We start from the raw sequence: 23,464 nt of genomic DNA, 5'->3' as shown, positions 1-23,464 counted from the left end.
TCCGGCGAGAGGTCGACCGTGGCCGACCGTGCGTACGTCGTACCGGCGGCGCCGGTCGTCGTACGACGCCCACGACCGCAACGAGCGACTCGGTCAGCCCTCACGGGTGACTCGCTGGACCACAGGAGGCGATTCGACCCACCACAAGGGTCGATTCGCGGAGCCGTAAGAGTCGATTCGCCGAGCCACAAGGGCCGAGCGGTCAGGCCTCGATGACGACGGGGATGATCATGGGGCGGCGCTTGTGGGTGCCGGAGACCCAGCGGCCGATGGTGCGGCGCACGACCTGCTGCAGCTGGTAGGTGTCGGTGGTGCCCTCGTCCAGGGCGCGGTTCACCGCGTCCACGATCGGCTGGCGGATGGACTCGAAGTCCGAGGGACTCCAGGCGTGGCCGCGGGCGTTGATCTCGGGGCCGGCGGAGACCTTGCCGCTGACGGAGTCGACGACCACGATCACCGACACGAAGCCCTCCTCGCCGAGGATCCGGCGGTCCTTGAGCTCGGACTCGGTGACGTCGCCGACCGACTGGCCGTCGACGAACACGTAGCCGCAGTCGACCTTGCCGACGACCTTCGCGACCCCGTCGACGAGGTCGACCACGACCCCGTCCTCGGCGTACACGACGTTCTCCACGCCGGTCTGGCGGGCCAGCTCGCCGTTGGCGAGCATGTGCCGGACCTCGCCGTGCACGGGCAGCACGTTGCGGGGCTTGACGATGTTGTAGCAGTACAGCAGCTCGCCGGCGCTGGCGTGGCCGGAGACGTGCACGAGCGCGTTGCCCTTGTGCACGACACGGGCACCGAGCCGGGCGAGGCCGTTGATGACGCGGTAGACGGCGTTCTCGTTGCCCGGGATCAGGCTGGAGGCGAGGATGACGGTGTCGCCCTCCTCCAGGTGCACGAAGTGGTGGTTGCGCTGCGCGATCCGGGCCAGCGCGCTGAGCGGCTCGCCCTGGGAGCCGGTGGAGATCAGCACCTGCCGCTCCGGCGCCAGATCGGCCAGCTCCTTGGCCTCGACCATCACGCCGGGTGGCACGGTCAGGTACCCGAGATCGCGGGCGATCGCCATGTTGCGCACCATCGAGCGCCCGACGTAGGCGACCTTGCGGTCGTGCAGCACGGCGGCGTCGAGCACCTGCTGCACGCGGTGCACGTGGGAGGCGAAGCAGGCGACGATGATCCGCTGCTTGGACTCCGCGAACGCCTGGTTGAGCACCGGCGTGATCCGCTTCTCGGCGGTGGTGAAGCCGGGCACCTCGGCGTTGGTGGAGTCGGTGAGGAACAGGTCCACGCCCTCCTCCCCCAGCCGGGCGAAGGCGCGCAGGTCGGTGATCCGCCCGTCCAGCGGCAGCTGGTCCATCTTGAAGTCGCCGGTGTGCAGCACCATCCCGGCGCCGGTGCGGATCGCGACGGCGAGCGCGTCGGGGATGGAGTGGTTGACGGCCACGAACTCCAGCTCGAAGGGCCCGAAGGAGATCCGGTCACCTTCCTTGACCGTGTAGAACGGCGTCTGGCGCAGCCGGTGCTCACGCAGCTTGGAGTTGAGCAGCGCCAGCGTCAGCTTCGAGCCGACCAGCGGGATGTCCGGCCGCTCGCGCAGCAGGTACGGCGTCGCGCCGATGTGGTCCTCGTGGCCGTGGGTCAGCACGAGCGCCTCGACGGCGTCCAGCCGGTCCCGGATCGGGCCGAAGTCGGGCAGGATCAGGTCCACGCCGGGCTGGTGGTCGTCGGGGAACAGCACGCCGCAGTCGACGATGAGCAGCCGGCCGTCGTACTCGAAGACGGTCATGTTGCGCCCGACCTCGCCGAGGCCGCCGAGCGGGATCACCCGCAGCGCACCCTCCGGCAGCTCCGGCGGCGCTGCCAGCTCCGGGTGGGGGTGCGACATCAGAGCAGACCTGCGGCCTCGAGACCGGTGCGCAGGGCGGCGACCTCGGCCTCGTCGAGCTGCACGAGCGGCGAGCGGACGGCACGGTTGTCGAGCACGCCGAGCAGCTCCATGGCGCCCTTGGCGGTGGTGGCGCCGTAGTTCGCCACGCCCATCACGGCCTCGAACGCGGGCACCAGCGAGGTGTGGATCCGCAGCGCCTCGGCGTGGTCGCCGGCACCGAAGGCCTCGATCATCGCCCGGATCTGGTTGCCGGCCACGTGGGCGGCGACCGAGACGACACCGACGGCGCCGTAGGCGAGGTAGCCCAGGGTGTTGACGTCGTCGCCGGAGTAGACGGCGTAGCCGAGGTCGACCAGCTGGGCGGTGCGGGCGAGGTCGCCGGTGGCGTCCTTGACCGCGATCACCGTCTCCCACCCGGCCGTGGCCCGGTAGGTGTCGAGGGCGATCTTGGTGCCGGTGCGGCCGGGGACGTCGTACAGCATCACCGGCACGTCGGTGGCGTCGACGACCTGGCGGAAGTGGTTGAGCACGCCGGCCTGGCTGGGCTTGTTGTAGTACGGGGTGACGAGCAGCAGCCCGTCGGCGCCGACCTTGGCGGCCTGCTGGGCCAGCTCGACGGAGTGGCGGGTGTCGTTGGTGCCGACACCGGCGACGATCTTGGCGCGGTCGCCGACGGCGTCCTTGACCGCGGCGAGGGTCTCGCCGTCCTCCGCGCCGGTGGTGGTCGGCGACTCGCCGGTGGTGCCGGAGACGACGATGCCGTCGTTGCCGTTGTCCACCAGGTGCTTGGCCACCTTCTGCACGCCGTCCAGGTCGACGGAGCCGTCCGCGAGGAACGGCGTGACCATGGCGGTCAGCACGGTGCCGAAGGGTGCAGAAGTCATGCCAGGAAGCCTATCGCCCTGCCCGCTGCGATCCTGCCTCGCCGGGGTGTCGGCGCCGCCTCGCGCCGGGGCGGGCGAGGCCACCCCGGCGCGAGGCGGGTCGCTCACACGTGCGGCATGACCTCCGCGGCCACCAGGCGCAGGTGGTCGAGGTCGGCGAGGTCGAGCACCTGCAGGTAGATGCGCTGCGCGCCGAGCGCCTCGAAGCGCTTGATCTTCTCCACGACCTCCTCCGGCGTCCCGGCCAGGCCGTTGAGGCGCAGCTCGTCGGGCTCGCGGCCGATCGCGGCGGCGCGGCGGGCGATCTCGGCCTCGTCGGAGCCGACGCAGAGCACCAGCGCGTTGGACCAGGTGATCGTGGCGGGGTCGCGGTCGATCTCCTCGGCGGCGCGGCGCACCCGGCCGAACTGCAGCGCGGTGAACTCCTCGTCCACGAACGGCAGGTTGAACTCGTCGGCGTACGCCGCGGCCAGGGCCGGGGTACGACGCGCGCCCTTGCCGCCGATCAGGATCGGCGGGCCGCCGCGGCGCCCGGTGGTCTGGGTCGGCTTGGGCAGGGCGGGGCTGTCCGTGAGCTGGTAGTGCTCGCCGGCGAAGTCGTAGCGTTCCCCGACGGGGGTGGACCACAGGCCTGTGATGAGCTCGAGCTGCTCGGCGTAGCGGTCGAAGCGCTCCGCGGTGTCGGGGAACGGGATGCCGTAGGCGGTGTGCTCGGCATCGAACCAGCCGGCGCCGAGTCCGAGCTCGATCCGACCGCCGCTCATCTGGTCGACCTGGGCGACCTGGATGGCCAGCACGCCGGGGTGGCGGAACGTCGCCGACGTCATCAGCGTGCCCAGCCGGATCGTCGAGGTGTCGCGGGCCAGGCCGGCCAGGGTGGTCCAGGCGTCGGTGGAGCCGGGCAGCCCGTCGCCGCTCATGTGCAGGTAGTGGTCGCTGCGGAAGAAGGCGCCGAAGCCCAGCTCCTCGCTGGTCCGGGCGACGGCCAGGAGGTCGTCGTAGGTGGCACCCTGCTGCGGTTCGGTGAAGACGCGAAGCTCCATGGCTCCACCCTGCCAGTCCGCCGGTGAGTCGGGTCTCGGGACCGGTCCGGGGGCGCCGGTGGCGTGCGACCTGCGCCACCATCCCGGACCTGTCGCGCGGCCCGCCGGCCGACGGCCTTGCGGTCTCAGCCGACTCCGCCGCAGGCGAAGACCCGCTCCCACCACACGACGGTGAAGCCCTCACGTGGCTCCCGGCGCACCTCGCGCCAGCGCCGCCGGTTGATCTCGGGGTAGCGGGTCTGTCCCTCCGGCGACACCGGGATCTCCGAGATGACCTGCTCGTCGGTGTAGGGCATCAGGGCGGCGTACACGTGGCCGCCGCCGCCGACCATCACCTGCCGCTCGTCGGGCGACCCGGCCAGCAGCTCGTCGGCCAGCTTGAGCGCGGAGAGCACGTCGTGGGCCACGTGCACCCCCTCGGCGCTCCAGTCCGGGTCGCGGGTCAGCACGATGGTCTCCCGGCCCGGCAGCGGCCGGCCGATGCCCTCGTGGGTGGTGCGGCCCAGGATCAGCACGTGGCCCATCGTGGTGGCCTTGAAGTGCGCGAAGTCCGCGGGCAGGTGCCACGGGATGTTCTCGCCGTCGCCGATCACGCCGTTCTCGGCGACGGCGGCGACAGCGGTGACCATGCGGCCGGCAGGAGTGCTCATCGGTGTGCTCGAACCTGTCCTCAGACCGCGATCGGGGCCTTGATCACCGGGTGCGGGTCGTAGCCCTCCACGGCGATGTCCTCGAGCTCGAAGGCGTCGATCTCGGTCACGTCGGGGTTCAGCACGAGCTGCGGCAGCGGCCGCGGCTCGCGGGTCAGCTGCAGCCGGGCCTGCTCGAGGTGGTTGGAGTACAGGTGGGCATCGCCCAGGGTGTGCACGAAGTCGCCGACCCGCAGCCCACTCACCTGGGCGACCATGTGGGTGAGCAGCGCGTAGGAGGCGATGTTGAACGGCACGCCGAGGAAGACGTCGGCGGAGCGCTGGTAGAGCTGGCAGCTCAGCCGCCCGGGCCCGCCGTCGTCGGCCGGCGCCACGTAGAACTGGAAGAGGGTGTGGCACGGCGGCAGCGCCATGTCGTCGACCTGGCTGGGGTTCCACGCCGAGACGATGTGGCGGCGGCTGTCGGGGTTGGCCCGGATCTGCGCGATCACCTGGGCGAGCTGGTCGATGTGCCGCCCGTCCGGGGCGGGCCAGGAGCGCCACTGGGCGCCGTACACGGGTCCCAGGTCGCCGTTCGCGTCGGCCCACTCGTCCCAGATGCGGATGCCGCGCTCCTGCAGCCAACGCACGTTGGTCTCGCCGCGCAGGAACCAAAGCAGCTCGCCGAACACCGAGCGGGTGTGCACCTTCTTGGTGGTCACCAGCGGGAAGCCGGCGCTCAGGTCGAAGCGCATCTGGTGGCCGAACACGCTCAGCGTCCCGGTGCCGGTGCGGTCCTCCTTCGCGACGCCCTCGTCGAGGATTCGCTGGACCAGGTCGAGATACGTGCGCACGGCACTCAGGCTAGTGGGCGTCCGCGGCGTGGGGGCCGCGGCTCACGGTGTCTCACGGCGTGACCGGCAGACAGGTCACAGGGTGACCGTGCCCTGGATCGTGGTGAGCGTCTCCCCGCCGACCCAGATCGTGCCGTCGTCGTCCGTGGTGACGTGCACCCGGCCGCGGCGGCCGATCGCGGTGCCCTGCGCGGCGACGTACGACGCCGGCAGCACCTCGCCGGCCAGCCACTGCGCAACGGAGGCGTTCAGCGAGCCGGTGACCGGGTCCTCGGTGATCCCGTCGCTGGCCTGCAGGAACGCACGCACCTCGACGGCGCACTCCGCGCCGGCGGGGTGCGGTCCGACGACGCCGACCTTGCCCGGCATCGCGGCGAAGTCGGGCTCCAGCGCGAGCACGGCCTCCGCGGAGGCCAGCCGCACCGCGACCCAGCCCGGTCCGTTGTCGACCCAGGCCGCGTCGAGCAGCTCGGGGCGCGGCACGCCGAGCGCAGTCGCGATGTCGGCGACGAGGGCCTCCTCGACCGGTCCGGAGCGCAGCAGCTCGGGTGCGGCGAAGGAGAGCCGGCCGCCGGTGTTGCGCAGCTCGACGAGCCCGACGCCGCACTCCTGCACGATTCGCTCGCCGGCGGGCACGCCGCCGGCGCCGAGCCAGGCGTGCGCCGAGCCCAGGGTGGGATGGCCGGCGAAGGGCAGCTCGCCGCCGGGGGTGAAGATCCGCAGCCGGTAGTCGGCGGCCGGGTCGGTCGGGCTGAGCAGGAACGTGGTCTCGCTCAGGTTGGTCCAGCGGGCGAAGCGCTGCATCTGCTCGTCGGTGAGGTCGTCGGCGCCGTGCACCACCGCGACGGGGTTGCCGAGTGCCGGCTCGGCGCTGAACACGTCGACCTGGCGGAACTCCCGGGCACGCGGGGAGTCCGGGATGGGATCCACGCTCACACGCTCAGCGACATCGGTCCGTAGACCTCTCGGTCGACCTCGAACAGGGTCACCTGGGCGACGCCGAGCTCGGCGAGCTCGGCCCAGATCTCCCCGATCCACGACTCCGCGTCGCCCTGGTTGGCGAAGGCCTGCTCGCCGTACTCGCCTGCGGCCTCGCCGTCGAGGACGACCTCGGTGCCGGCGCCGTCCTCCAGGCGCCAGCGCCACGGGCGCTCGGGCTGGGGTGCGGGGCGGAAGGTTGCAGGCTGCTCGGGAAGGCTCATGACTCACGCACCGATGGCTCGACGAAGGGGGGCTTGGTGATCTGGAAGGTCTCGTTGCGGCCGCGTACGTCGAGCACCACCTCGGCGTCGTCGGCGACCGAGGCGGCCACCAGCGCCAGGCCGATGCCCTTCCTCAGCGTCGGGGAGAACGTGCCGGAGGTGACCTCGCCCAGCGGCTCGCCGGACGGCTGCCCGGACGACGGCTCGGCGGAGGGCAGCCGCACGCTCATGTGCGGGCGCGGGATGGCGCGGCCGGTGGACACGATGCCGACCAGCTTGCGCCGGGCGCCGCGCTCGCGCTCGGCGAGCAGCACGTCGCGGCCCCAGAACGCGGGCTTCTTCCAGCCCACGGCCCAGCCGAGCCGGGCCTCGACCGGGGTGACCGAGGCCGAGATGTCCTGGCCGTGCAGCGGGTAGCCCATCTCGGTGCGCAGCGTGTCACGGGCACCGAGGCCGCACGGGGTGAGGCCGTGCTCGGCGCCGGCGGCCAGCAGCGCGTCCCACAGGGCCGGCGCGAGCCCGCTGGGCGCGATCAGCTCGTAGCCGCGCTCACCGGTGTAGCCGGTGCGGCACACGATGACGTCGTCGCCTGGGGCGGCACCTGTGCCAGCACCTGTGCCGGCACCTGTGCCGGCACCGGGTGCCGTCGGCCACGCGGCGTCGACGAAGCTCAGGTAGTCGTGCCCCACCGGCAGGCCGACTGCGGCGAGCACCTCGTCGGAGCGGGGTCCTTGCACGGCGAGCACGGCGAGGTCGCGGTGGGCATCGGTCACGGTGACGCCCTCGGGGGCGGCCTGGGCCAGCCGGCGGTGGACCTCGGCGCTGTTCGCGGCGTTGGGGACGACGAGGACGCCGTCGTCGTCGCGGTAGTAGGTGAAGACGTCGTCGATGATCCCACCGGTCGCGTCGTCGCAGACCAGGCTGTACTGCGCCTGCCCGGGTCCGATCCGGCCCAGGTCGTTGCTCAGCGTGGCGTCGAGGAAGGCGGCGGCGCCGGGGCCGCGTACGACGAGCTTGCCGAGGTGGCTGACGTCGAAGATCCCCACCCCGGTGCGGACCCCGGTGTGCTCCTTGACCACGCCGGTCGGGTACTCCAGCGGCATCAGCCAGCCGCCGAACTCGGAGAACTTCGCCCCCAGCGCCTCGTGCCGTTCGTGCAGCGGGCTGCGCAGCGGTCCGGCGGGGGCTCCGTTCGCGCCGGTGGGCGCCGCGGTCGAGGTCGGATCGGCCATGACCCGGAATCTATGCCATCGCGCCACCCCGCGGCGCCTGCCCCGACCCGGCTACCCTGCGGAACGTGACGACCTACGTGCTCCGCTCCGCCAGCCCCGCCAAGACCCGCGCGGAGGCGGTGGTCGTCGGTGTGCTGGCCGACGGCAGCCTGGCGCCGGGTGGCGAGGCGGTGGCGGAGGCCTACGGCCGCAAGCTGCCCGGGTTGCTGTCCAGCATCGGCATCTCCGGCAAGGCCGGCGAGGTGGCGAAGGTGCCCACCGGCGGTGCCATCGCCTCCCCGCTGCTCGTGCTGGTCGGTCTCGGTGCCGAGGCGACGCCGGACGCGGTGCGCCGGGCGGCCGGCAACGTGGCTCGCGCCGTGACCAACGCGGCCTCGGTGGCGCTGGCGCTGCCCGCGGACTCCCCCGAGCTGGTGCGTGCGGTCCTCGAGGGCTACCGGCTCGGCGGCTACGCCTTCACCCGCTACAAGTCGGCCCCGCCGACGTCGACCGCGCCCGCCGATGTCGTGGTGCTCACCCCCGGGGCGCGCCGCGCCGAGGTGGCTGCGGTCCTCGAGCCCGCCCAGGTCCTCACCGACGCCGTGCTCGCCGCCCGGGACTGGGTGAACACTCCCCCGGCCGACCTCACCCCGCCCGCGTTCGCCGACGAGATCGTCGCCGCGGCCGAGGCCGCCAACAAGCTCCTCGCCCGGGCGCACGGCAGGTCCGCGGCCAAGGTCGAGGTCGAGGTGCTCGACGAGGCCCGCCTCGCCGAGCTCGGCTGCGGCGGGCTGCTCGGCGTGGGCGCCGGGTCCGCGGCGCCGCCGCGGCTGGTCGAGCTGACGTATGCGCCCAAGGATGCGGTCGCGCACGTCGCCCTGGTCGGCAAGGGCATCACCTTCGACTCCGGCGGCCTGTGGATCAAGCCGGCCGGGTCGATGGCGACGATGAAGGAGGACATGGCCGGCGCCGCGGCCGTCGTGCAGGCGACGCTCGCCGCCGCCCGGCTCGGTCTGCCGGTGCGGATCTCCACCTTCGCCGCCCTCGCCGAGAACATGGTCGGCGAGGCCTCCATGCGCCCCGGCGACGTGCAGACGATGTACGACGGCACCACCGTCGAGATCGGCAACACCGACGCCGAGGGCCGCCTGGTGCTGGCCGACGCGCTGGGCCGGGCCGTGGAGCGCGGGCCCGACACGATCGTCGACGTCGCCACCCTCACCGGCCACATGGTGATGGCGCTCGGCGAGAAGATGGCCGGCGTCCTCGGCACCGACGAGGTCGTCGCGCAGGTGCTGGCCGCGGGCGCCGGCGCCGGCGAGGACGCCTGGCCGATGCCGCTGCCGGAGTTCGTCATCGAGCGGGTGCGCAGCTCCAAGGTCGCCGACCTGGCGCAGTACGACGGCATCCGGTGGGGCGGCGGCCTGTTCGCCGCGGCGTTCCTGCGCGAGTTCACCGGCGGCCTGCCGTGGGCCCACGTCGACATCGCCGGCCCGACGTTCCTCAAGGGCGGCCCGAGCGGTCACTGGACCGCCGGTGCCACCGGCTACGGCGTGGCCACCCTGGTGGAGCTGCTGCGCAACGCCGCGGCGCCGGTCACAGACCCGGCGGACGCTGCTGCTTCTGCTGCTTCCTGACCCGGGAGTTGTAGTCGCGCATCCGCTGCGGCACCCCGACCACGGCGGCGTCGTACGACGGCACCTGGCTGCGGTTGCAGAAGTCGTGGGCCCACTTCACCGACGGCACCCGGCGCCGGGTCCACTCCCCGTCGTGCGCCACGAGCAGCAGGGTGACGTCGCTGACCGCGGTGCGCGGCTCCACGAAACCCTCGACACCGCGGCGCGTCGCGAGCCACTCGCTGAGGTGCTTCTCGTCGGTGCGATCGGAGGCCCGCACCCGGGTGGAGCCGGTCCGTGCCCCGTCGGCAGCAGGGTTACTCATCCGTAGCTTCGAGCCCCTGCGGAACCGGTCCATCCATGCCATGCCACAAGTTTGCCCGATGTCCGGCTGGGCCGTTGCGGGACGCTGCGACCCGAGTGCAAGGATGAGCCCTATGGCGACCGAAGTCACTCTCCCCGCGCTCGGTGAATCAGTCACCGAAGGCACTGTCACCCGCTGGCTGAAGCAGGTCGGCGACCAGATCTCGATCGACGAGCCGCTGCTCGAGGTCTCGACCGACAAGGTCGACACCGAGATCCCCTCCCCGGTTGCCGGAACGCTGCTCGAGATCAAGGCGGCCGAGGACGAGACCGTCGAGGTCGGCGCCGTCCTGGCGGTCGTCGGCGACAGCGACGAGGCATCCTCCGACGACTCCTCCGACGGCGCGTCCGAGGAGCCGGAGTCCGAGCCCGCCGACGAGCCGGCCGAGGCCCCCGCTGAGGAGGCCGCGCCCGCCGAGGAGCCGTCAGCTCCCGCGGCCCCGGCCTCCGGTGGCGGCGACAACACCTCCGTCACGCTGCCCGCGCTGGGCGAGTCCGTGACCGAGGGCACGGTCACCCGCTGGCTCAAGCAGGTCGGCGACGAGGTCGCCGTCGACGAGCCGCTGCTCGAGGTCTCCACCGACAAGGTCGACACCGAGATCCCCTCCCCGGTCGCCGGCACGCTGCTGGAGATCAAGGCGGCCGAGGACGAGACCGTCGAGGTCGGCGCGGAGCTGGCCGTGATCGGCTCCGGCAGCCCTGCTGCCGCCGAGAAGCCGGCCGAGCCCGAGCCCACCCCCGAGCCGGAGCCGGAGCCCGAGCCCGAGCCGGAGCCCCAGCCGAAGGCCGAGGAGCCCAAGGCCGAGGCCCCGAAGGAGCAGCCGAAGGCGGAGCAGCCCAAGGCCGAGGCCCCCAAGGAGCAGCCCAAGCCCGAGCAGCCCAAGGAGCAGCCGCAGGCCTCCTCGGAGGGCGCCGGCTACGTCACCCCGCTGGTGCGCAAGCTCGCCGCGCAGCACGGCGTCGACCTGGCGTCGGTGACCGGCTCCGGTGTCGGTGGCCGGATCCGCAAGCAGGACGTGCTCGACGCCGCCGCCGCGAAGAAGTCGGCGGAGTCGGCTCCCGCGCCGGCTGCAGCACCGGCCGCCAAGGCCTCGTCGTCCGCCGCGTCGTCGAGCCCGTCGCCGCTGCGCGGTCAGACCGTCAAGGTCAGCCGGCTGCGCAAGATCATCGCCGAGCGGATGACCGAGTCGCTGCACGTCTCCGCGCAGCTGACCCAGGTGGTCGAGGTCGACGTCACCAACATCGCGCGGCTGCGCGAGCGGGTGAAGGAGGAGTTCCTGGCGCGCGAGGGCGTGAAGCTGTCGTACCTGCCGTTCTTCACCAAGGCGGCCATCGACACCCTCAAGCACCACCCGGCGCTGAACGCGACGATCGACTTCGAGGCCGGGGAGATCACCTACTACGACCGCGAGAACGTCGCCTTCGCGGTGGACACCGAGAAGGGCCTGCTCACCCCGGTCGTCAAGGACGCCGGCGACCTGTCGGTCTCCGGCATCGCGAAGAAGATCGCCGACGTCGCGGAGCGGACCCGGACCAACAAGATCGGTCCGGACGAGCTCTCCGGCGGCACCTTCACGATCACCAACCTGGGCAGCTTCGGCGCCCTGTGGGACACCCCGATCATCAACCAGCCGCAGGTCGCCATCCTCGGCCCCGGTGCCGTGGTCAAGCGTCCCGTGGTGATCGACGACGCCGAGCTGGGCGAGACCATCGCAGTGCGCCACATGGTTTACCTCGCGCTGACCTACGACCACCGCGTGGTCGACGGCGCGGACGCCGGCCGCTTCCTGCGTGACCTGAAGAAGCGCCTGGAGTCCGGCCAGTTCGAGGTCTGATCCGCATCGACGAAGCCCCCGTCCCGCATGCTGCGGGGCGGGGGCTTCGTCGTGCTCGGGCTACCGAGTCCGGAGCGGCCGGCGGCGGACGGATCAGCGAGTGGTGCCGCGCACCTCGACCGTGACGGTGCTGTCACTCGTCGTACCGCCTTGGGCGCCGGCGCCGACCTGCGCGCCGAGCTCGCCCTTCGCCCTGGTCGACGCGGGCGCGAGAAGACCGGTGCGTCCGGTCAGGGTGCCGGTCGTGGTGCCCGACAGCGAGGACAGCATGCCCAGCGGCGTCTGCACCTCGTCCGCGGTCTGCGTCGCGGTGACCGCGACCGTGTAGCCGTCGGCGTCCAGCTCACGCAGCTCGTAGGTGGTCTCGGCGGTCGCGATGACGCCGCCGAGGTCGACCTCGCTGGTGGTGCGCCACCGCGCACCCACCCCGACCGCCTCGACGGGGAAGGGCACGGCGAGCGCGAGACTCTGCGCGCCGAGGCCGTCGAGCAGGCCGTCGAGCATCGGCGGGATGGCGGCGCCGAGGTCGACGTCGCTGGAGATGACCCCACCGGCCGGCGTGTAGGCGACCTGGGCGGTCGTGCCCTGCAGTGCCGCGAGCGTGTCGTCGAGCTGGTCCCCGAGGAGCTGGCGCAGCACCGGCACGTCGACGGTGCCACGGCCGTAACGGACCTCGACGTCGATCCGGTCGGCGCTGACCGCGGTGACCTTGCTGGTGTAGGGCAGCCGGACCGAGACCTCGATCGGGCCCGAGGACAGCATGGCGAGCTCGACCTCCGTGTCGATCCGCAGCGTGCTGGACTCGGTGTGGCCCACCTCGACGTCCAGCACGACCGCTCGCCGCGGTGCGGCGCCGGCGCTGAGGAGCTCGACGGGCGCGGCCGCACCGGCGGCGGGCGAGGACGGGGCGGCCGGCGGGCTGGCCGACGGGCTGGCCGTGGACGGAGTGGCCGAGGGCCCGGCGGCGTCGGCAGAGCGCTCGACACCCTGGATCTCGGTGGGCTCGTCAGTGCAGGCACTCAGCGCGGCGAGCGCGAGCGAGGCGACCGCTGCGGCGGCCAGCGTGCGGGAGCGGGTCATCGGAGTCCTCGGTGGAGCGGTGGGGTGCGAGGTCGGTTGTGCCGACCTCTCTGCGCAGACTTCTCTGGGCGGACAGGGTGCCATGCTCACCATGGAGGTGCGAAGGTCTGAGGATGGCTGACTCCCCCGCGCTCACCGTCGTCGTCGCCGGCGCCTCGGGCTTCCTCGGCACCCACCTGTGCACCCGGCTCAAGGGCCGGGGCCACCGGGTCCTCCGACTGGTCCGCCGCCCCGCGAACGGTCCGGAGGAGTCCACCTGGGACCCCGAGGCCGGGGTGGTGGACACCGCGCTGATCGGTGCCGCCGACGTGGTGGTCAACCTCGCCGGAGCGCCGCTGCTCGGCAACGTGCACTCCAAGCGCTGGGCGCACGAGGTGCTGCGCAGCAGGGTCGCGACCACCACCACGCTGGCGACCACCGTCGCCGCCGTGGCCACCCCGCCCGCGCTGCTCAACGCCTCCGGCGTCAGCTGGTACGGCGACCACGGCCCCGCGACGCTCACCGAGGCCTCCGACACCCGCGGTCACGCCCTGCTCACCCGGGTGGCGCGCGAGTGGGAGGCGGCCACCGCTCCGGCCGTGGCCGCTGGGGCGCGGGTGGTGCTGCTGCGCACCGCGCCGGTGCAGGACCGGCGCCACCCTCCGCTGCGCCAGCAACGGCTGCAGTTCGCCCTCGGCGCCGGTGGGCGACTGGGCAGCGGGCGCCAGCACATGCCGCTGATCTCGTTGCGCGACTGGGTGAGCGCGACGGTCTTCCTCGCCGAGCACGCCGAGGCGTCCGGTCCGGTGAACCTGTGCGCACCGCGCCCGCCGACCAATGCCGAGTTCACCCGCGCGCTGGCCGGACTCGTGCACCGGCCGGCCCTGTTCGCCGTACCGGCACCGGCGGTCCGGCTCGCCGCGGGCCCGATGGCCGACGAGGTGCTGGGGTCGATGGACCTGCGCCCCCAGGCGCTGCTCGACCTCGGCTACGAGTTCGCCGACCCCGACGTCACCGCCGTGCTGGCCTCCGGGCTCGCCGAGCGCGACGCCTGAGCCGGCTCACCGGTCCCCGGCCTGGCCCGATTCGCCCGGCTCGCCCGACTCCCCCGGCTCCCCCGACTCCCCCGGCTCACCCGACTCCCCCGGCGCCGCGACGTCACGCACCGACGCCACCCGCCACTGCCCGCCCTGGCGCCGGAACACCAACCGGCGGGTGCTGCGCCCGTCCTGCGGCAACGCACGCCGCTCACCGGCGCCGGACCGCGTCCCCGCTTGCGACCCCGCCCGGACCGCGACCGCGCCGTGCAGCCGGTCGGTGACCACCAGCACGATGCGCCGCGGCGTGCGCTCACGCAGCTCCACCGCGAGCACCTGCATGGTCATCTGCTCCACGCGCAGCCCGCGCGCCAGCCACGAGCGCAGCATCGCCACGTCGGCACGCCCGGCCTCCGAGCCGCGGACGTAGAGCCCGCGCAGCGCCGTCACGTCACCGGCCGCCCACGCCGCCGCCCGGGCGGCGTCGAAGTCCCGCAGCACCGCCAGGGAGCCGACGGCGTCGACGACCGCGACGTCCGCCGCACCCGGTGCCACGCTCGCCCGCGCGCTCGCCTCGCGGGCCGGCACCGTCGGATCCGGGGCCGCACGGAGCACGCTCCAGACGAGCGCGCCGGCGACCAGCAGCACCAGAGTCGCCGTCCCGAGGAGCACCGCGCGGCGGGGGCCGGCCGCGACATGGGTGCCCGAGATCGCCATGACCTGTTCCTACCGCTGATCGCGCCGGCCCGCACCTGCTCCTCCACAGGCCCGGAGTAACCTCGAGGCGTGAGCGCGGAGCTGGAGTTCGAGGTGGCCGGGCTGGGCGCCGACGCGGTGGAGTACCTGGCCGCCTGGGACCTGCAGCGCGAGGTGCACGCCGCGGTCGTGGCCGGCGAGCGACCCGACACCGTGCTGCTGCTCGAGCACCCGCCGGTGTTCACCGCGGGCAAGCGCACCCGCCCCGAGGACCGTCCGCTCGACCCCGGCGGCGCCCCGGTCGTCGACGTCGACCGTGGCGGCCAGATCACCTTCCACGGCCCCGGCCAGCTCGTCGGCTACCCGATCGTCCGGCTGCCTGAGCACGTGAAGGTCGTCGACTACGTGCGCCGGGTCGAGGAGGCGCTGATCGCGGTCTGCGCCGACTTCGGCGTCACCACGGCCCGGGTGCCGGGGCGCAGCGGCGTGTGGCTGCGCGCCGACCCGGAGACGGGTCGTTCGGAGCGCAAGATCGCCGCCATCGGGATCCGGGTGTCCAAGGGCGTCACCATGCACGGCTTCTCGCTGAACTGCGACGTCGACCTCGGCTGGTACGACCGGTTCGTGCCTTGCGGGATCAGCGACGCCGGCGTCACCACGCTGAGCGAGGAGCTCGGTCGCCGGGTCAGCGTGGGCGAGGTCCTCGACGTCGTACGACGTCACGTGGGCGACCTGCTCGCCTGGGGGCCCTACGAGCCGACCCCCGACTACGAGCCGCGGCCCGACCCGGCGAAGACGCCGCGCCCCGGTGCCGACGTCGGCGTGGCGGTGCTCAGCTACCCCGCTCGCTGACGACATACTGCGCTCCGAGGTCCCGTCTCACGCGGGCCCGGGAGGCAGGAGCCGCGGTTGAGCGAGCTGATCATCGAGACCACCGGCCTCCGCAAGGAGTTCCGCACCCGCCGCGGCGGCCATCGGGTCGCGGTGCAGGACCTCGACCTGGCCGTCCCGGCCGGTGGCGGCGTGCACGGCTTCCTCGGCCCCAACGGCTCGGGCAAGACCACGACGATCCGGATGCTGCTCGGCCTGGCCCGGCCCACCGCCGGCACGATGCGCCTCTTCGGCGAGCCGGTCCCGGACCGGCTGCCGCAGGTGATCGGGCGTGTCGGCGCGGTCGTGGAGTCACCGAAGTTCTCCCCCAGCTTCTCCGGGCGGCTGAACCTGCAGCTGCTCGCGGACTCCATCGGCGTGCCCCGCTCCCGGGTCGACGCCGCGATCGAGACGGTGCAGCTGACCGGCCGCGAGGGCGACCGGTACAAGTCCTACTCGCTGGGCATGAAGCAGCGTCTCGCGATCGCCGCGACGCTGCTGAAGGACCCGCAGCTGCTGATCCTCGACGAGCCCACCAACGGCCTCGACCCCGCCGGCATCCGGGAGATCCGCGAGACCATCCGCGGCCTCGGTGCGGCCGGGGTGACCGTGCTGCTCAGCTCCCACATCCTCGCCGAGGTGCAGCAGGTGTGCACCGCGGCCACGATCATCGGCAACGGTCGGCTGCTCGCCTCCGGGCAGGTCGAGGACCTGCTCGGCACCACCGGCGCCTTCCGGGTGGTGGTGCCCGAGCCGGAACGCGCCATGACGGTGCTCGCCGCGGCCGAGCTGGACGCCCGGGTCGAGGAGCACGGCGTCCGGGTGGAGACCGAGGACGCCGCGCGCATCACCCGGGTGCTGGGCGAGGCCGGGATCTGGCTCAGCGAGCTGACCCCGCTGCGTGCGGACCTGGAGACGTTCTTCCTGCAGCTGACCGGCGCCGAGCAGCTGGGCGCCCAGCAGCCGGGCACAGGGCAACCGGGCACAGGGCAACCGGGCACAGGCCGACCGGGCGCACAGCAGGTCGGAGCGGGCGCATGACGCGGCTGATGCGGGTCGAGCTGCGCCGCCTGCTGCACCGCCGGGCGGTGCTCGTGCTGCTCACGGTCAGTGTCGTCGTACCGGTGCTGGTCGGGGTGGCGACCGTCCTCGACACACGCCCGCCGTCGGCGAGCGAGGTCGCCATGGCGCAGGAGCAGGTGGAGCGCGACCTCGCCGACGGCTCCTACGCCGAGGAGCTGGCGATCTGTGTCGCCTCGCCCGAGGACTGGGGCCTGGGCTCCGGGCTGAGCGAGGCGGAGGTGGCGCAGGCGTGTGAGGAGAACACCCAGCCCCGTCTCGACTGGTACCTGTGGAGCAACACCCTCGACCTCTCCGACGAGCGCGACCAGGGCAGCGCCGTGGCCCTCACCCTGATCCTGGCCATCGCGATGATGGTGCTGGGCACCACGTTCACGGGTCACGACTGGGCCAGCGGCTCGGTCAGCAACCAGCTGCTCTTCGAGCCGCGACGCCTGCGGCTGTGGGGCGCCAAGGCGGTGGTGGTCACCGGGGTGGCGCTGCTGGTCGGCGCCGTCACGCTGACGTCGTACTGGCTGGCACTGGACGCCGTGGCCGGCTCCCGCGACCTGCCCTCGGGCGGGGCGCTGCTGCTCGACTGCCTGCAGATGGGCTGGCGCGCCACCGGCGTGCTGGGCGCGGCGGCGCTGGCCGGGTTCGCGCTGACCATGCTGTTCCGCAGCACCGTGGCCACCCTCGGCATCCTCTTCGGCGTCGCGCTGGCGGGCGGGCTCCTGCTCGGCGTGCTGGGTTTCGAGGGCCGCTGGAACCCCGCGCTCAACGCCTCCGCCGTGATCAGCGACGGGCTCGCCTACGACAAGCAGGTCGCCTGCTCCCCGGCCCAGGTGGCCGAGATGGGCGTGGGCGCCTGGTGCACCGAGCCCGAGCGGATCAGCGCCGCTCAGGGCACCGGCTACCTGGGCAGCATCCTGGTCGCCGGCTGTGCAGTCTCGGCGCTTTCGTTCCGCCGCCGCGACGTGCCCTGAGCGGCCGGCCGAGACGGCGTCCGAGCGCACGCTGCGATGCCGTCGGCGCCAGGGCTGCGGAGTAGGCTGGCGCAGTGACTGCTGCACCCGACGGCCGGAAGCTCCTGCGACTCGAAGTACGCAACGCGGAGACGCCGATCGAGCGCAAACCGTCGTGGATCAAGACCCGCGCGAAGATGGGCCCGGAGTACACCGCGCTGCAGAAGCTGGTGAAGTCCGAGGGCCTGCACACGGTCTGCCAGGAGGCGGGCTGCCCCAACATCTTCGAGTGCTGGGAGGACCGCGAGGCCACCTTCCTCATCGGCGGGGAGCAGTGCACCCGACGCTGCGACTTCTGCCAGATCGACACCGGCAAGCCGGCGCCCCTGGACCGTGACGAGCCGCGCCGCGTGGCCGAGTCGGTGCAGACGATGGGCCTGCGCTACGCCACCATCACCGGCGTCGCACGCGACGACCTGCCCGACGGCGGGGCGTGGCTCTACGCCGAGACCGTGCGCAAGATCCACGAGCTCAACCCCGACACCGGGGTGGAGAACCTGATCCCGGACTTCAACGGCCGCCCCGAGCTGCTCGCCGAGGTCTTCGAGTCGCGCCCCGAGGTGCTGGCGCACAACGTGGAGACGGTGCCGCGGATCTTCAAGCGTATCCGGCCGGCGTTCCGCTACGAGCGCTCCCTCGACGTGCTGACCCAGGCCCGCGCGTTCGGCCTGGTCACCAAGTCGAACCTCATCCTCGGCATGGGCGAGACCCGCGAGGAGGTCTCGCAGGCGCTGCGCGACCTGCACGAGGCCGGCTGTGAGCTGGTCACCATCACCCAGTACCTGCGGCCCTCGCCGCGTCACCACCCCGTCGAGCGGTGGGTCAAGCCCGAGGAGTTCGTCGAGCTGGCCGCCGAGGCGGAGGAGATCGGGTTCGCAGGTGTGCTGTCCGGACCCCTGGTCCGTTCGTCGTACCGCGCCGGTCGGTTGTACGGTCAGGCGATGTCCGCGCGCGGCGCGGTCGAAGCCACTGCCTGAGGAGACAGCAGCACCCCATGTCGAACACTCCCCTCGACCCCTCCAAGATGAGCCGACGTCGGCAGGTCATCGAGACCTACAAGATGTCCCGCAAGGCGGACCCGGCGATCCTGTGGTGGATGCTCGGCTCGTTCGCCGTGGCCGGCTTCGCCGGCTTCGCGCTGTTCCACTGGGTCCTGCCCGGCGAGGGCACCATCAAGCTGGTGCTGACCATCATCGGCACCATCCTGATCGGCCTGCTGGCGATGATGATCGTCTTCGGTCGCCGTGCCCAGCGTGCCGCGTTCAACCAGCTCGAGGGCCAGCTCGGCGCCGCCGCCCGGGCGCTGTCGATGCTGCGCCGCGGCTGGATCGTGGAGGAGGTCGTCGGGTTCACCAAGCAGCAGGACATGGTGCACCGCGTGATCGGCCCTCCGGGCGTCGTCCTGATCGGCGAGGGCAACCCCAGCCGGGTGCGGCCGCTGCTGGCCAGTGAGCGCCGCAAGCACGAGCGCGTGGTGGGCGACTACCCCGTGCACGAGGTCATCGTGGGCCGCGAGGAGGGCCAGGTCCCGCTGCCCAAGCTCGTCAAGCACGTGCGCAAGCTGGGCAAGCAGATCAAGCCCGCCGACGTCACCGAGCTGCGCCAGCGGCTGCGCGCCCTGGACGCCCAGCGGCCCAAGGTCCCGATCCCCCGCGGCCCGGTCCCCACGTCGATGAAGGGCCAGCGCGGCAACCTCCGCGGCCGCTGATCCTCTGACCTCCGCGCCCCAAGCGGATTTGTCGCTTTCCTGCCAGAAACCGACGAATCTGCTTGGGGCGCGGAGCGTTTTCAGGGGGCCGGAAACTACTTGGTCAGCTCGCGCAGCTTGGTGAAGGTGATCGTCGAGGTGCCGGCGACCTCGTCGTGCAGGCCGCGGCCGTCGGGGCGGAACACCAGCGGCGGGATCACGAGGACCACCATCACCTGACGCAGCAGCACCTTGAACGGGTTGAGCCGGCGCAGCGGCCCCCGCGCCGGTACGACGCACAGGCCGGTCAGGAGCTTGCCGATGGAGCCGCCGGCCAGCCAGGTCAGCAGGGTGGACTCCACGACGTACAGGCCGAGGACCACGAACGAGGCGGCCGAGCCCGGCTTGCTGTAGTCGTCGATGCCGTAGACGGCGATCACCGCCACGGTGCACAGCAGCCAGTCGACGATCAGGGCGAGGATCCGGCGACCCCACGGAGCGTTCTCGATCACCGGACAAGGCTAGTTGTCGCAGCCGGGACCACCACTTCGGGAACCTGTTACACCCCCGAAACATGAGAGCGGTCTCCCGAAACGTGGCGTGCTTAGGGTTTCCCGCAGAGTCGCTCGGGCGGCTGCCGTCCCCCTTCTCCAGGAGTGCCCTCCCATGACTGCCAACCCGACGCGTCTCGGCGCGATCCGCGCCATCGAGAACCACGAGACCCCCGACGCCTTCTTCGACGTCGATGCGAAAACGGGCGCCACCTTCGGCGACAACGTCTTCAGCCTCTCGGTGATGAAGCAGCGGTTGCCCAAGTCGGTGTTCAAGTCGGTGGCCGCCACGATCCAGAAGGGCGAGAAGCTCGACCCCGCCGTCGCCGACATCGTCGCCTCGGCGATGAAGGACTGGGCGATGGAGAAGGGCGTGACGCACTACGCCCACGTCTTCTACCCGCTGACGGGCCTGACCGCCGAGAAGCACGACTCCTTCATGGAGCCGGTCGGCGACGGCACCGCGGTGTGGGAGTTCTCCGGCAAGACCCTCGTGCAGGGCGAGCCCGACGCCTCCTCCTTCCCCAACGGCGGCATCCGCGCCACGTTCGAGGCGCGCGGCTACACCGGCTGGGACGTGCAGTCGCCGGCGTACATCCTCGAGAACCCCAACGGCAACACGCTGTGCATCCCGACGATCTTCGTCTCGATGACCGGCGAGGCGCTGGACCACAAGACCCCGCTGCTGCGCTCGCAGCACGCGATGTCGGAGCAGGCCAAGCGGGTGCTCGCGCTCTTCGGCCACAGCGACATCGACAACGTGGTCTCCTACTGCGGCCCCGAGCAGGAGTACTTCCTGGTCGACACCGCGTTCGTGAACTCCCGCCCCGACCTGCTCAACGCCGGACGCACCCTGTTCGGCGCCAAGCCGCCCAAGGGCCAGGAGTTCGACGACCACTACTTCGGCGCCATCCCCGAGCGGGTGCTCGGCTTCATGCACGACACCGAGCGGGCGCTGTTCAAGCTGGGCGTGCCGGCCAAGACCCGCCACAACGAGGTCGCCCCCGGCCAGTTCGAGATCGCCCCGGTCTTCGAGCGGGCGAACCTGGCCTCGGACCACCAGCAGCTGATCATGTCGACGTTCAAGTCGATCGCCAAGGCGCACGGCTTCGAGTGCCTGTTCCACGAGAAGCCGTTCGCCGGCGTCAACGGCTCCGGCAAGCACGTGAACTTCTCGTTCGGCAACGGCAACCAGGGCAACTTCCTCAACCCCGGCGACAACCCGCACGACAACGCGCAGTTCCTGGTGTTCTGCGCCGCGGTCATCCGTGCGGTGCACCTGTACGGCGGCCTGCTGCGCCTGTCGATCGCCTCCGCCGGCAACGACCACCGCCTGGGCGCCAACGAGGCGCCGCCGGCGATCATCTCGATCTTCCTCGGCGACCAGCTGCAAGACGTGTTCGAGCAGATCGCGGCCGGTGGGGCGACGTCGTCGAAGCAGAAGGGCGTCCTGTCCGTGGGTGTCGACACGCTGCCCGACCTGACCAAGGACGCCGGCGACCGCAACCGGACCTCGCCGATGGCCTTCACCGGCAACCGGTTCGAGTTCCGCGCGGCGGGGTCGAACCAGACCGTGGCCGCCCCCATGGTCGTGATCAACACGATCATGGCCGAGGCACTGGACTACCTGGCCACCGAGCTCGAGAGCGCCGTCGCCGGTGGCGCAACCTTCAACGAGGCGGTGCAGTCGGTGCTGGCCACGGTCATGGCGCAGCACGGTTCGGTCGTGTTCAACGGCAACGGCTACTCCGAGGAGTGGCACGCCGAGGCCGAGAAGCGCGGCCTGAAGAACCTGCGCACCACCGTCGACGCGCTGCCCGAGCACATCTCGCCTGAGTCGAAGAAGCTGTTCTCGACGTACGGCGTGTTCAGCGAGGCCGAGCTCGACTCCCGCTTCGAGATCGGCGTCGAGCAGTACGTGATGACCATCAACGTCGAGGCCAACCTGACCGAGGAGATCGCCCGTACGACGATCCTCCCGGCCTCGGTGCGCTACCAGACCGAGCTGGCCCAGAACGTCGTGACGCTCAAGGACGCCGGCCTCGAGCCGGACACCACCGACCTGGACGAGGTGAGCGCGCTCATCGGCGCGCTGCGCAACGGCATCTCCGACCTGGTCGCCGCCAAGGACGGCGCGCACGAGCACGAGGGTCTCGCGGAGGCGGCGTACTACCGCGACGCCGTGCTGCCGGCGATGCTCGCGGTCCGCGAGGCCGCGGACGCGCTCGAGGCCGTGGTGGCGGACGACCTGTGGTCGCTGCCGACCTACCAGGAGATGCTCTTCATCCGCTGAGCGCCTCGGGCTCGGGTGAGCTCCGTTCGACTGGCCGGCCGTCCTGCAGGGCGGTCGGCCAGTCGCAATTCAGAAACCTGTTACCTCACCGAAACAGTCCGGTGACGGTCGGGAAACCCCCTGTTCGATAGGTTGCTCGCAGGACCAACGCCGCACCGCTGCGACGTGTACCCGGACCGACACCGCCTGACCGATGGCTGTCTTCCCGAGGTCAGCCAAGGAGGAACGCATGTTCAACAACAGCGAAGAGCTGCTCAAGTTCATCAAGGACGAGGGCGTCGAGATGATCGACGTCCGCTTCTGCGACCTGCCCGGCATCATGCAGCACTTCACCGTGCCCGCATCGTCGTTCGACCAGACGGTCTTCGACGACGGGCTGGGCTTCGACGGCTCCTCGATCCGAGGCTTCCAGGCCATCAACGAGTCCGACATGCAGCTCTACCCGGACCCGACGACGGCGTACCTCGACCCGTTCCGCAAGGCGAAGACCCTCAACGTCAACTTCTTCATCCACGACCCGATCACGGGCGAGGCGTACTCCCGCGACCCGCGCAACATCGCCAAGAAGGCGCTGGCCTACCTGTCCAGCACCGGCATCGCGGACACCGCGTTCTTCGCCCCCGAGGCCGAGTTCTACATCTTCGACAACGTCCGGTACTCCACCGGCGTGAACGAGGGCTACTACCACATCGACTCCGTCGAGGGCTGGTGGAACTCGGGCAAGGAGGGCGAGGACAACCTCGGCTACAAGACCCGCCTCAAGGGCGGCTACTTCCCCGTCGAGCCCTACGACCACTACTCGGACCTGCGTGCCGACATGGTCAAGAACCTCGAGAACGTCGGCCTGCAGGTCGAGCGCGCCCACCACGAGGTCGGCACCGCGGGTCAGGCGGAGATCAACTACCGCTTCGACACCCTGCTCAAGGCTGCCGACGACGTCATGAAGTTCAAGTACGTCATCAAGAACACCGCCTGGGAGCAGGGCAAGTCGGTCACCTTCATGCCGAAGCCGATCTTCGGTGACAACGGCTCCGGCATGCACATCCACTCCTCGCTGTGGAAGGACGGCTCGCCGCTCTTCTACGACGAGACCGGGTACGGCGGCCTGTCCGACCTCGCCCGCTGGTACATCGGCGGCATCCTGAAGCACGCCCCGGCGCTGCTCGCGTTCACCAACCCGACCGTGAACTCCTTCCACCGCCTGGTGCCCGGCTACGAGGCCCCGATCTCGCTGGTCTACTCCTCGCGCAACCGCTCGGCCTCGATCCGGATCCCGATCACGGGCACCAACCCGAAGGCCAAGCGCGTCGAGGCTCGCTTCCCCGACCCGTCGGCGAACCCCTACCTCGCCTTCTCGGCGCTGATGCTCGCCGGCATCGACGGCATCCAGAACAAGATCGAGCCCCCGGCCCCGATCGACAAGGACATCTACGAGCTCCCGCCGGACGAGATGGCCGAGATCGACCAGGTGCCCACCTCGCTCGGTGCCGTGCTCGACGCCCTCGAGGCCGACCACGACTTCCTCACCGTCGGCGACGTGTTCACCCCGGACCTCATCGAGACCTGGGTCGACTACAAGCGCACCAACGAGATCGCGCCCGTGCAGCTGCGGCCGCACCCGCACGAGTTCGAGCTCTACTACGACATCTGATTCGCGGG

22 protein-coding genes are annotated in these 23,464 nt (G+C 71.8%); 10 read left to right on the top strand and 12 right to left on the bottom strand.

Translation table 11 applies throughout. The annotated features are described in order from the left end of the window. Positions 1–202: 202 nt before the first annotated feature. The 8 genes from KG111_RS07360 to KG111_RS07325 form a co-directional block, all read right to left on the bottom strand. The gene (locus KG111_RS07360) at positions 203–1,888 is read right to left on the bottom strand and encodes a ribonuclease J (RefSeq protein WP_205291404.1); all 1,686 of its coding nucleotides are present in this window, start codon (positions 1,886–1,888) and stop codon (positions 203–205) included. Further along, positions 1,888–2,775 carry a 4-hydroxy-tetrahydrodipicolinate synthase gene (dapA, locus tag KG111_RS07355; protein ID WP_205291405.1) on the bottom strand — a complete coding sequence of 296 codons (888 nt, stop codon included), beginning with the start codon at positions 2,773–2,775 and terminating at the stop codon, positions 1,888–1,890. Before dapA ends, KG111_RS07360 begins: the two co-directional genes overlap by 1 nt. A gap of 104 nt (positions 2,776–2,879) precedes the next feature. Beyond that, entirely contained in the window at positions 2,880–3,818 is a 939-nt protein-coding gene (locus KG111_RS07350; protein ID WP_205291406.1) for an LLM class F420-dependent oxidoreductase, read from the bottom strand. 125 nt (positions 3,819–3,943) lie between these two features. Next, positions 3,944–4,468, bottom strand: a complete 525-nt coding sequence (locus tag KG111_RS07345) for a dihydrofolate reductase (RefSeq protein ID WP_205291407.1) — start codon at positions 4,466–4,468, stop codon at positions 3,944–3,946. Between the two features lie 20 nt (positions 4,469–4,488). Beyond that, on the bottom strand, positions 4,489–5,301 hold the full coding sequence (locus KG111_RS07340; protein WP_205291408.1) for a thymidylate synthase: 813 nt from the start codon (positions 5,299–5,301) through the stop codon (positions 4,489–4,491). Between the two features lie 75 nt (positions 5,302–5,376). Next, positions 5,377–6,231 (bottom strand): PhzF family phenazine biosynthesis protein, encoded by an 855-nt coding sequence (locus KG111_RS07335; protein ID WP_249666344.1) that lies wholly within the window; start codon positions 6,229–6,231, stop codon positions 5,377–5,379. Between the two features lie 2 nt (positions 6,232–6,233). Continuing rightward, positions 6,234–6,503, bottom strand: a complete 270-nt coding sequence (locus tag KG111_RS07330; protein WP_240195689.1) for a hypothetical protein — start codon at positions 6,501–6,503, stop codon at positions 6,234–6,236. Then, positions 6,500–7,735 carry a glycine cleavage system aminomethyltransferase GcvT gene (locus KG111_RS07325; protein ID WP_205291409.1) on the bottom strand — a complete coding sequence of 412 codons (1,236 nt, stop codon included), beginning with the start codon at positions 7,733–7,735 and terminating at the stop codon, positions 6,500–6,502. The genes KG111_RS07330 and KG111_RS07325 overlap by 4 nt, the downstream gene beginning before the upstream one ends. Before the next feature lie 65 nt (positions 7,736–7,800). Here KG111_RS07325 and KG111_RS07320 point away from each other — a divergent pair, with 65 nt between their 5' ends. After that, a complete protein-coding gene (locus KG111_RS07320; protein WP_205291410.1) occupies positions 7,801–9,351 on the top strand; it encodes a leucyl aminopeptidase in 1,551 nt (516 codons plus the stop codon). Here KG111_RS07320 and KG111_RS07315 read toward each other — a convergent pair. After that, positions 9,311–9,655 carry a hypothetical protein gene (locus tag KG111_RS07315; protein WP_205291411.1) on the bottom strand — a complete coding sequence of 115 codons (345 nt, stop codon included), beginning with the start codon at positions 9,653–9,655 and terminating at the stop codon, positions 9,311–9,313. The two genes, KG111_RS07320 and KG111_RS07315, sit on opposite strands and share 41 nt — an antisense overlap. 112 nt (positions 9,656–9,767) lie before the next feature. On the opposite strand from KG111_RS07315, the gene sucB reads away from it, so the two are divergent. Then, on the top strand, positions 9,768–11,528 hold the full coding sequence (gene sucB / locus KG111_RS07310) for a 2-oxoglutarate dehydrogenase, E2 component, dihydrolipoamide succinyltransferase (RefSeq protein ID WP_205291412.1): 1,761 nt from the start codon (positions 9,768–9,770) through the stop codon (positions 11,526–11,528). Positions 11,529–11,621: 93 nt separating this feature from the next. Here sucB and KG111_RS07305 read toward each other — a convergent pair whose 3' ends face one another. Continuing rightward, complete coding sequence (locus KG111_RS07305) at positions 11,622–12,608, bottom strand: DUF6263 family protein (RefSeq protein ID WP_205291413.1); 987 nt, start codon at positions 12,606–12,608, stop codon at positions 11,622–11,624. 113 nt (positions 12,609–12,721) lie between these two features. Here KG111_RS07305 and KG111_RS07300 point away from each other — a divergent pair, with 113 nt between their 5' ends. Beyond that, positions 12,722–13,642 carry a TIGR01777 family oxidoreductase gene (locus KG111_RS07300; protein WP_205291414.1) on the top strand — a complete coding sequence of 307 codons (921 nt, stop codon included), beginning with the start codon at positions 12,722–12,724 and terminating at the stop codon, positions 13,640–13,642. Positions 13,643–13,648: 6 nt separating this feature from the next. On the opposite strand, the gene KG111_RS07295 is transcribed toward KG111_RS07300, so the two are convergent. Then, positions 13,649–14,341 (bottom strand): collagen-like triple helix repeat-containing protein, encoded by a 693-nt coding sequence (locus tag KG111_RS07295; RefSeq protein WP_205291415.1) that lies wholly within the window; start codon positions 14,339–14,341, stop codon positions 13,649–13,651. Between the two features lie 69 nt (positions 14,342–14,410). On the opposite strand from KG111_RS07295, the gene lipB reads away from it, so the two are divergent. The 5 genes from lipB (at position 14,411) to KG111_RS07270 (ending at position 18,982) form a co-directional block, all read left to right on the top strand. After that, positions 14,411–15,172 carry a lipoyl(octanoyl) transferase LipB gene (lipB, locus tag KG111_RS07290; RefSeq protein WP_205291416.1) on the top strand — a complete coding sequence of 254 codons (762 nt, stop codon included), beginning with the start codon at positions 14,411–14,413 and terminating at the stop codon, positions 15,170–15,172. A gap of 57 nt (positions 15,173–15,229) precedes the next feature. Beyond that, positions 15,230–16,231 (top strand): ABC transporter ATP-binding protein, encoded by a 1,002-nt coding sequence (locus KG111_RS07285; RefSeq protein WP_205291417.1) that lies wholly within the window; start codon positions 15,230–15,232, stop codon positions 16,229–16,231. Further along, complete coding sequence (locus KG111_RS07280; RefSeq protein ID WP_205291418.1) at positions 16,228–17,235, top strand: hypothetical protein; 1,008 nt, start codon at positions 16,228–16,230, stop codon at positions 17,233–17,235. The genes KG111_RS07285 and KG111_RS07280 overlap by 4 nt, the downstream gene beginning before the upstream one ends. Before the next feature lie 74 nt (positions 17,236–17,309). After that, on the top strand, positions 17,310–18,251 hold the full coding sequence (gene lipA, locus KG111_RS07275) for a lipoyl synthase (protein WP_205291419.1): 942 nt from the start codon (positions 17,310–17,312) through the stop codon (positions 18,249–18,251). Between the two features lie 17 nt (positions 18,252–18,268). After that, positions 18,269–18,982 (top strand): DUF4191 domain-containing protein, encoded by a 714-nt coding sequence (locus KG111_RS07270; RefSeq protein ID WP_205291420.1) that lies wholly within the window; start codon positions 18,269–18,271, stop codon positions 18,980–18,982. Between the two features lie 95 nt (positions 18,983–19,077). Here the strand turns inward: KG111_RS07270 and KG111_RS07265 are convergent, their stop codons facing one another. Then, positions 19,078–19,473: an RDD family protein gene (locus KG111_RS07265; protein ID WP_205291421.1), complete on the bottom strand. Its 396-nt coding sequence runs from the start codon at positions 19,471–19,473 to the stop codon at positions 19,078–19,080. A 154-nt stretch (positions 19,474–19,627) separates the two neighbouring features. On the opposite strand from KG111_RS07265, the gene KG111_RS07260 reads away from it, so the two are divergent. Beyond that, on the top strand, positions 19,628–21,805 hold the full coding sequence (locus tag KG111_RS07260; protein ID WP_205291422.1) for a glutamine synthetase III family protein: 2,178 nt from the start codon (positions 19,628–19,630) through the stop codon (positions 21,803–21,805). A gap of 229 nt (positions 21,806–22,034) precedes the next feature. Beyond that, positions 22,035–23,456 (top strand): type I glutamate--ammonia ligase, encoded by a 1,422-nt coding sequence (gene glnA, locus KG111_RS07255; protein WP_205291423.1) that lies wholly within the window; start codon positions 22,035–22,037, stop codon positions 23,454–23,456. The last annotated feature ends 8 nt before the right edge of the window (positions 23,457–23,464 follow it).

The organism is Nocardioides faecalis (assembly GCF_018388425.1).
Taxonomy (GTDB): domain Bacteria; phylum Actinomycetota; class Actinomycetes; order Propionibacteriales; family Nocardioidaceae; genus Nocardioides; species Nocardioides faecalis.
This window is presented reverse-complemented; position numbering and strand designations above follow the sequence as displayed.

Excerpts from the sequence above, each read along its gene's own strand:
- KG111_RS07360 (WP_205291404.1), bottom strand. The coding sequence starts at position 1,888 with ATGTCGCACCCCCACCCGGAGCTGGCAGCGCCGCCGGAGCTGCCGGAG.
- dapA (WP_205291405.1), bottom strand. The coding sequence starts at position 2,775 with ATGACTTCTGCACCCTTCGGCACCGTGCTGACCGCCATGGTCACGCCG.
- KG111_RS07350 (WP_205291406.1), bottom strand. The coding sequence starts at position 3,818 with ATGGAGCTTCGCGTCTTCACCGAACCGCAGCAGGGTGCCACCTACGAC.
- KG111_RS07345 (WP_205291407.1), bottom strand. The coding sequence starts at position 4,468 with ATGAGCACTCCTGCCGGCCGCATGGTCACCGCTGTCGCCGCCGTCGCC.
- KG111_RS07330 (WP_240195689.1), bottom strand. The coding sequence starts at position 6,503 with ATGAGCCTTCCCGAGCAGCCTGCAACCTTCCGCCCCGCACCCCAGCCC.
- KG111_RS07325 (WP_205291409.1), bottom strand. The coding sequence starts at position 7,735 with ATGGCCGATCCGACCTCGACCGCGGCGCCCACCGGCGCGAACGGAGCC.
- KG111_RS07315 (WP_205291411.1), bottom strand. The coding sequence starts at position 9,655 with ATGAGTAACCCTGCTGCCGACGGGGCACGGACCGGCTCCACCCGGGTG.
- sucB (WP_205291412.1), top strand. The coding sequence starts at position 9,768 with ATGGCGACCGAAGTCACTCTCCCCGCGCTCGGTGAATCAGTCACCGAA.
- KG111_RS07305 (WP_205291413.1), bottom strand. The coding sequence starts at position 12,608 with ATGACCCGCTCCCGCACGCTGGCCGCCGCAGCGGTCGCCTCGCTCGCG.
- KG111_RS07300 (WP_205291414.1), top strand. The coding sequence starts at position 12,722 with ATGGCTGACTCCCCCGCGCTCACCGTCGTCGTCGCCGGCGCCTCGGGC.
- KG111_RS07295 (WP_205291415.1), bottom strand. The coding sequence starts at position 14,341 with ATGGCGATCTCGGGCACCCATGTCGCGGCCGGCCCCCGCCGCGCGGTG.
- KG111_RS07280 (WP_205291418.1), top strand. The coding sequence starts at position 16,228 with ATGACGCGGCTGATGCGGGTCGAGCTGCGCCGCCTGCTGCACCGCCGG.
- KG111_RS07270 (WP_205291420.1), top strand. The coding sequence starts at position 18,269 with ATGTCGAACACTCCCCTCGACCCCTCCAAGATGAGCCGACGTCGGCAG.
- KG111_RS07260 (WP_205291422.1), top strand. The coding sequence starts at position 19,628 with ATGACTGCCAACCCGACGCGTCTCGGCGCGATCCGCGCCATCGAGAAC.
- glnA (WP_205291423.1), top strand. The coding sequence starts at position 22,035 with ATGTTCAACAACAGCGAAGAGCTGCTCAAGTTCATCAAGGACGAGGGC.